General features: G+C 47.1%; 8 protein-coding genes. All 8 read left to right on the forward strand.

Annotated features, from left to right (window positions below; genetic code table 11):
- The coding region (locus tag C7B77_RS18980; RefSeq protein ID WP_106308331.1) for a ParA family protein at positions 1-512 on the forward strand (512 nt) is incomplete at its 5' end.
- Positions 509-973, forward strand: coding sequence for a hypothetical protein (locus C7B77_RS18985; RefSeq protein WP_146138399.1), 465 nt, complete (start codon positions 509-511; stop codon positions 971-973). The genes C7B77_RS18980 and C7B77_RS18985, both read left to right, overlap by 4 nt.
- 151 nt (positions 974-1,124) lie before the next feature.
- Positions 1,125-1,451: a carbon dioxide-concentrating mechanism protein CcmK gene (locus C7B77_RS18990; protein WP_106308335.1), complete on the forward strand. Its 327-nt coding sequence runs from the start codon at positions 1,125-1,127 to the stop codon at positions 1,449-1,451.
- 117 nt (positions 1,452-1,568) lie between these two features.
- Complete coding sequence (locus C7B77_RS18995; RefSeq protein ID WP_015161401.1) at positions 1,569-1,916, forward strand: carbon dioxide-concentrating mechanism protein CcmK; 348 nt, start codon at positions 1,569-1,571, stop codon at positions 1,914-1,916.
- Positions 1,917-2,105: 189 nt separating this feature from the next.
- Positions 2,106-2,873: a beta-carboxysome assembly protein CcmO gene (ccmO, locus tag C7B77_RS19000; protein ID WP_106308337.1), complete on the forward strand. Its 768-nt coding sequence runs from the start codon at positions 2,106-2,108 to the stop codon at positions 2,871-2,873.
- Between the two features lie 324 nt (positions 2,874-3,197).
- Entirely contained in the window at positions 3,198-4,451 is a 1,254-nt protein-coding gene (locus C7B77_RS19005) for a glycogen/starch/alpha-glucan phosphorylase (protein WP_181243924.1), read from the forward strand.
- Between the two features lie 246 nt (positions 4,452-4,697).
- Complete coding sequence (locus C7B77_RS19010) at positions 4,698-7,097, forward strand: GAF domain-containing protein (protein ID WP_106308343.1); 2,400 nt, start codon at positions 4,698-4,700, stop codon at positions 7,095-7,097.
- A complete protein-coding gene (locus C7B77_RS19015; protein ID WP_106308346.1) occupies positions 7,072-7,512 on the forward strand; it encodes a response regulator in 441 nt (146 codons plus the stop codon). The genes C7B77_RS19010 and C7B77_RS19015 overlap by 26 nt, the downstream gene beginning before the upstream one ends.
- Positions 7,513-7,590: the final 78 nt, after the last annotated feature.

Consider the following 7,590-nt stretch of genomic DNA (forward strand, 5'->3'; position numbering starts at 1 on the left):
GGTCAGCAAGTTGGTGGGTAAAGCATTCTGACGGTGTAGATTTGGGTTTCGAGACTACAGTGTTAACCGACTTGACGGGTGTCAGTCGCCAACAGTGGGCTGACTATGAGATTGTAGTTGTCGATATGCCACCAGCACTCGATTCGGTGGCTTTAGCCGCCATTCTGCCGATCGCCGATTACTTAGTATTACCAACCCCGCCAGCTCCAATGGATCTGGCGGCATTGATTCGCACGGTCAGACAGGTGGTTCTGCCCACGCAAATCGGCCATCGCGTCCTGTTGACTAAAGTGAATTCTCGCGGTTTGAGAGAAGCTCAAGAAGCGCAACAAACCTTATTAGAGTGTCAGATTCCGGTTTACTATACAGTAATTCGGAACTTAAAAATTCACGAACGGGCGGCGATGGCTGGCTTGCCTATCAGTCACTTTAAAAGTCAAGCCGCCGCACCCGCAGCCGCAGACTACCGTTGTGTCGTCAATGAAATCTGGAAAGACTGGAGCAAAATATGACTGTTAGAAAAAAACGATCGTCACCTGCTGATGTATTGCGGCAGGAAATGCAGCAACCATTGGTCATCCCCGAACGGAGTGCTGCCCCAAACAATACTCCCCCAACCCCTCCACCCACTCCTACGCCAACAACAACTACTACCGACATGAACCCCCCTAACAACGATGATGCCGCCACTTTAGCCAAGCTTAAGGCAGCACAGGAGAGCGAAGCAAAACTCAAGCAGCAGATTGAAGATCTTCAATCCAAAGCTAATTTGGCACAAAAAGAATTGAAAGAAGCTAAAGATACAATCGTCAAATTGGCAGAACAAGGACAAGCACCCGCCAAGAATAAGAGCGCGGCGATCGTCAAACAAGATACATCCAGATCCAATGCCTCGATTACGGCTCGTCCGACCGAATCCCGCGAGGAAACAGCTCGCCGTCGCGCCAACACCGATATCGGCTGGCTCGACTAGTTGCGAACGACTGGTGGCGAGCAGCAATAGACTCTAGCGATTGACTATTGCCACCTTCTGGATGAGAAACACAATCCAGTTAGAGCCTATTTCTATCTCAAAACCAATAATTCTGCTAGCTATTTGTCGATCTTTGTAAGGAGTATTTTGTATGGCTGATGCTCGAAGTTCCGCTCAGGCAGTCGGCACGATCGAAACCGACGGATTCCCCCCAGTCTTAGCCGCTGCTGATGCCATGGTCAAAGCGGGAAATGTCACCTTAGTTTACTTTGGTTTAGCAGAACGCGCCGAGTTTATCGTAGCGGTTCGTGGCACGGTATCCGAGGTACAGCAAGCTGTTGCGGCTGGTGTCCGAGCGGGTGAAGAGACAAAACGCGGCGGAGTAGTCAGTCACTATATCATTCCACATCCAACTGGCAATGTAGATAGCGTACTACCGATTCACTATACATCTGCATCGGAAGATTTTTGGGTGTAATTTAGTCGATCGTCGATCGTTATGGCTAATAGTTAGTTCTAACACCTATGGCAAGAGTTGCCGATCTCCAGTGGAGATGCTAGTCAATCGATAATTTATTTAGGAGTTTATATTTAAATGGCTGATTCTATGAGTTCTCAACAGGCAGTTGGTTCGATCGAAACCAAAGGGTTTCCCGCTGTCTTAGCCGCTGCTGATGCAATGCTCAAAGCAGGTCGCGTTACTTTGGTCGGATATCTTAGGGCTGGTAGTGCTCGCTTCACCGTCAATGTACGCGGTGATGTCTCCGAAGTCAAACAGGCAATGGCGGCTGGTGTCGATGTAGTTGAGAAAGTCTATGGTGGGACATTAGAATCTTGGGTCATTATCCCGCGTCCGCATCCCAACGTTGAGCGAATTTTGCCAATTGGTTATACTGAAGAAGTCGAAGAATTTCGCGCTCAAGTTGAAGGCCGGATTAGCTAATAGTTAGCATTTAACCATTGGGATAGTAAATCGAGATCGATCGTCAACTCAGGATCTGTTTGCGATCGACGATCGACTATTAACTATCAATTATTTTCACTGTCTTGATGCACTAAACCGTCGGGGAACCCGACGAACGTGCATCGCTATCCACTAAATTTACCCTTGGGGAGACACTCACAGCCAGTCATGTCCAATATTCATGCTGAAAGTGCGATCGGGTTAGTATCCACTCGGAGCTTTCCGGCTATGGTGGGAACGGCAGATATGATGCTCAAATCTGCTGCTGTCCATTTAGTAGGTTATGAAAAGATTGGTAATGGTTATTGCACTGCTGTAATTCGGGGTCGCTTTCCAGACGTGAAATTGGCAGTAGCCGCAGGCGCAGAAGTTGCCGAACAGATGGATGAATTGATCTCCAAATCGGTAATTTCCCGTCCGTTTCCCAATCTCGATGCCGTTCTGCCGATTAGCGATCGATTGTTAGCACAAATTGTCAGCAAAAGCAAGCTCAGTAATCTGGCCATCGGTCTGCTCGAAACTCGCGGTTTCCCACCAATGGTCGGTGCGATGGATGCGATGCTCAAAACAGCAGATGTGCATGTTGCTGGTTATGAAAAAACGGGTGCTGGCTTTTGTACGGCCATCATTCGCGGTACCGTCTCCAACGTGACGATCGCTCTCGACGTCGGCATGTCAGCAGCCGAGCAGATTGGCGAACTGCGATCGATCATGGTCATCCCCAGACCCCTAGAAGATTTAGAACGCACGATTCCGACAGCTAGTTATTGGCTCGAACCAGTACTGACGATTCCCGAACAGCCACTAGTATTACCGTTACGCTTGCCACAAGTTGTCAATGTCCCTGTTGTCGAAACCGCACCTCTAGTCGAAGTGGAAGTTGTCGAAGCCGAGCCGCTAAAATTGAATGAAAACAGGGAATCGCTAGATAATTAGGCTGTGCCGAGCTGAAATATAATTTCTAACTATTGTAATACAGTAAGTTCTCTTATCCTCGCTCCCCACTTTTCATCCATCGATCCAAAGACACCAATAATTAATAAAAAATTCGCGATTTACGGATTGACAATTAGTTACTTTTCGTGAATGTTTGCCCAGTTCGATAAATTCCAAATTAAATCTTAATCCTCACAAGTTCCTCAAACTTCTCAGATAGAATACCGATCGAGTAGTTAGATCGACCAACTACTTAACGCAATTCGTTCGTGGATAGCATCCCGCGAGTGACATCGATCGCCACACTACGGAGGAATCTAGATCGTGATAGAAAGTATTAATTCTCGGACGGGAATCAGCTCATCGTTACTACAAACTACACAAGCAACTTTGGCCGACCTGCCGCGCAGATTGAATGCTCCTAGTCGTAACCCAACTCCTAATAACTCGAAGACTCTACCATTATTACCCCGATCGATAGAGCGCAATCGGCAGCAATGGTCGAGCGATGCTAACATCCTCAAACTAGAACTACCACAGCGGACTCTATCGCCAAATTTAAATCCCCGTCAATGGCTGCTGACGGGAAATCATCGCCTTGCCAGATTGGTAACAGCCACGATCGGCGATCGGTGGCTGACGCATTTAGAAGACCTCCAGCAGCTCACACCGCTAGCTGGCGACCCCTTATTTCAACTGCAATGGCAGACTATCAAACAAACAAATAAGCAAGCCTTCGCCAAGGCATTGCAGCGATTGCAGGGGATAAAAATTAACGTCAATTCGCTATTCGACCTTCAGTTGCAACCAATCTGTGGACATCAACGCCAACTATTAAATATTTTACATATCATCAATCTGTTCGATCGCCTCAAGCAAAATCCAGGTATCGATATCTTGCCCCGCACCTTTATCTTTGGCGATGCGAGCGTACTTCAATCTCCCGAAATCGACAGCGCAGTAGAGGCAAGCCACTCCCTAGTCAGCGACATCGAGCGTCGAGAAACAATCGCGCTCATCGAATCTTTAGGCCGAGTTTTGGCAGCAGATCCCGATGTCTGCGATAAGTTGCAAGTAATCTACGTGCCAGAATCGGCAGCACTCACCAATCAGATGTTTGCAGCAGCAGATGTCACGCAACAGATTGCCACGGCAACCACCGAAGATGTAGACTTAGGCGAACTTAAAGCGGCTATTAATGGCGTCATCTCGATCGGTAGTTTGGGTAAAACCAATACTTGGTTGCAGCAAATAGTCGGCGCAGAAAATTGTTTTCGATTTGGACTAGCCATTCCCGAAATAGCATTATTCAAAGAATACGGTTACGATCCGTATAATTACTACAAGCATTATCCGCAGATCCGGCAAGCGATCGACTGGTTGTTATCCGGACACTTTACCCCTGATGCGCCCGGTTTGTGTAAATCGATTGTCGATAAGTTGATGGGTACGGACGAGCATATGGTGTTGGCCGATTATATGTTTTATATGGCTTGTCAATCACTAGTCAGCGAGACTTATCGTCATCAGGCCACCTGGACGCACATGTCAATTATGAATGTTGCTGGCGTAAAATAGTTGGCATAATTTAGCTGTACCGACTCAATCGCCGGATCGATCCCAAGATGGCGATTGGGTGGTATTGCTACAGTTTGATAGTTGATAGTTAATAGTTGATAGTTGATAGTTAATAGTTGATAGTTGATAGTCGATCGCAGATCTTACTGCTCAATTTCAAGTATCGATCGTCAGGATAAGCCCAATCTGCAATCTACAATCCGCAATCCCTCGATAGTATAACCAATAGCCAGCAAAGCTCTTTCGATGAAAAACATCGCATCTGGCAAAGTATCAATTGGCTTTGCCGCTACCCTCTTCGTATTGGTAATTAATGCTGTTCTGGCTTATCAAAGTATTACAACGATCTCTGAAAATAATCGTGCGGAGGTCTACAACGATCGAATTCTAGCTACTTTGGCACAAATGCTCTCGTCATTAAAAGATGTCGAACGCGGACAAAGAGAATATCTCCTGACTAACGAGCCTCAATATTTAGCCGCTCATCGGATCGATATCAGTCAAATCCGTGCCAAGTTAAAATTATTGGTCAACTTAAAATCCGATTTGAATCAGCCTTTACCGCGCGTTGGTACCAGCGATCCCGGTGCCCAAAAACAACAAATTATTGCCTTCGAGCAGACCATCGAGCGGAATTTGGACGAACTATTAACCACGATCGACAAGCGGCAGGCGGCGGTATTGACCCCTGCACGACAATTAGTCTTATCGCAGCAAGGACAACAAGCGATCGAAACGGTACGGCAATCGATTAGTGAGTGCGAGCGAGTCGAACGAAAAGGACTAGAACGATTGCAAGCCGAATCCAGACAAAGCCTCGCCGATACAAAACTGGCTTTTGGGATCTCTAGTTTATTAGATTTAGTATTATTATCCGTTTTGTATGGATTAGTGAGCTGGGATCGCACCAAACAAAAGCAGTCTGAAGCGATCGTGCGCGGATATGCTACCGAATTTGAAGAACTATACAACCGTGCACCCTGTGGCTATCATTCCTTAGATGCTGACGGCAAATTTATCCGGATCAACCGCACTTCACTCCAAATACTAGGGTATGAAGAAGCTGAAATCGTCGGTTGCAAGCAGATTGGGGACTTACTCGCTACCCAAAGCCTCCAAAAATTTAACGACAATCTCGCCATCCTCAAAACGCGCGGCTGGATTCATGATATCGAACTTCAGATGGTACGTAAAGATGGTAGCACCGTGCCAGTCAGTGCGACGGTGATAGCAATTAAAGACAATCTGGGCAACTATATTGGCGCGCGCGCGACGACGATCGATATTAGAGAACGCGTCCGGCTGCGCAGGCAAGCACGACTATCTGCCGAAATCTCTCAAAAAATTCGCCAATCCCTGAAATTAGAGGAAATCTTACAAACTGCGGTCGAAGAAGTCCAGAAACTATTAGCAGTCGATCGAGTCTTAATTTATAGGTTCGCGGCAGATGGCTCTGGGACGGCAGTCCAGGAGCGAGTCTTGGCAGATTATCCCGCCGTAATGGGCAGTAATATTAACGATCCTTGCTTCAATCGGAGTTACCACGATCGTTATACCCATGGCCGCATCCAGACTGTTGCTGATATCACGCAGTCTGGGTTTCAGCCTTGTTATATAGAGTTTCTCTCACAATTTGCAGTCAAAGCTAGTGCCATCATCCCCATTTATTTGCGGGATGAATTGTGGGGACTATTAATCGCCCATCACTGTCAAGCACCCCGAAAATGGTATCCCAAGGAAGTTGAAATGCTCTCGCAACTGGCAACCCAACTGGGAATCGCCATCACTCAAGCCCAGTTATTAGAACAAGAGCAACTCCAAGGTCGCGAACTGGCTCGATCGAATGCCGAACTAGAGCAGTTTGCCCATGTCGCCTCTCACGATCTCCAAGAGCCACTGCGGATGGTGATTAGTTATCTCCAACTGCTCTCCCGTCGCTACCAAGGCAAACTCGATGCCGATGCCGACGAATTTATCGATTATGCCGTAGATGGAGCGACGAGAATGCAGGCACTAATTCAGGGACTACTGAGTTATGCCAGAGTCAGTAGCCGCAAGCAGCCGTTTGAAATTGTCAACTGCAATGTCATCGTTCGAGATGCGATCTCCAACCTGCATGTCGCGATCGCCGAAAGTGCCGCCACGATTACTTTCGACCCACTTCCAGAAGTATGGGGAGATCCGACTCAACTAACTCAGGTGTTTCAAAATTTGATTGCCAATGGGATTAAATTTCGGCGAGAAGAAGTACCGCCCAAAATTCATATTAGCGTCACCTCCTTACAGCCGCTATCTACTTCAACCACTGAGGATCTGGCTACCACGCCAGCTAGTTGGCAGTTTGCGATTTCCGATAATGGCATCGGCATCGAATCTCAATATCTCGAGCGAATTTTTGTTATCTTTCAACGCCTACATACGCGCGTCATCTACCCCGGAACGGGAATCGGATTGGCGATTTGCAAAAAAATCATCGAACGTCATGGTGGTACAATTTGGGTAGAATCGACACCTATGAAGCAGGATTCGCTATTGCAGCCACCTTCGCCTCACCCACCAGCGTGTTCTGGTTCGATTTTTTATTTTGTAATCCCAGCGGTGGGTAGTATCTCTCCCCAACATGTCCATAAACAGCCGCCCGATTGAAGTTTTGCTCGTTGAAGATAATCTTGGAGACGTACATCTGACCCGCATTGCTTTAGCAGATAGGGAAGTAAATGTCAATCTCAGCGTAGTGACTGACGGTGTCGAAGCAATGAACTTTCTCCACTGTCAGGGTGAATATCATCAAGCCGTGCATCCCGATCTAATTTTGCTAGATTGGAATCTACCGCGCAAAGATGGAAAAGAAGTATTAATTGAGATTAGATCGGATGAACGATTGCAACGCATTCCAGTGGTGGTGCTCACGACGTCCCAGGCTGAAGAGGATATTCTCAAAGCATACAATCTTCACGCCAACTGCTATATCACCAAACCTTTGGATTTCAATCAATTTGTTCGCATCGTGCAGTCGATCGAAGATTTTTGGTTTAGTATCGTTCAATTACCACCACAGTAAGGGTGGATGGGTGGATGGGTGGGCTTTAGGCTTTAGGCTTTAGGCAGAAGGGGAGAGGAAAAGGGAAAAGGAGAAAAG

It is taken from the genome of Chamaesiphon polymorphus CCALA 037 (assembly GCF_003003845.1).
In the GTDB taxonomy this organism is placed as follows: Bacteria; Cyanobacteriota; Cyanobacteriia; order Cyanobacteriales; family Chamaesiphonaceae; genus Chamaesiphon; species Chamaesiphon polymorphus.

Excerpts from the sequence above, each read along its gene's own strand:
- C7B77_RS18995 (WP_015161401.1), top strand. The coding sequence starts at position 1,569 with ATGGCTGATTCTATGAGTTCTCAACAGGCAGTTGGTTCGATCGAAACC.
- C7B77_RS18985 (WP_146138399.1), top strand. The coding sequence starts at position 509 with ATGACTGTTAGAAAAAAACGATCGTCACCTGCTGATGTATTGCGGCAG.
- C7B77_RS19010 (WP_106308343.1), top strand. The coding sequence starts at position 4,698 with ATGAAAAACATCGCATCTGGCAAAGTATCAATTGGCTTTGCCGCTACC.
- ccmO (WP_106308337.1), top strand. The coding sequence starts at position 2,106 with ATGTCCAATATTCATGCTGAAAGTGCGATCGGGTTAGTATCCACTCGG.
- C7B77_RS18990 (WP_106308335.1), top strand. The coding sequence starts at position 1,125 with ATGGCTGATGCTCGAAGTTCCGCTCAGGCAGTCGGCACGATCGAAACC.
- C7B77_RS19015 (WP_106308346.1), top strand. The coding sequence starts at position 7,072 with ATGTCCATAAACAGCCGCCCGATTGAAGTTTTGCTCGTTGAAGATAAT.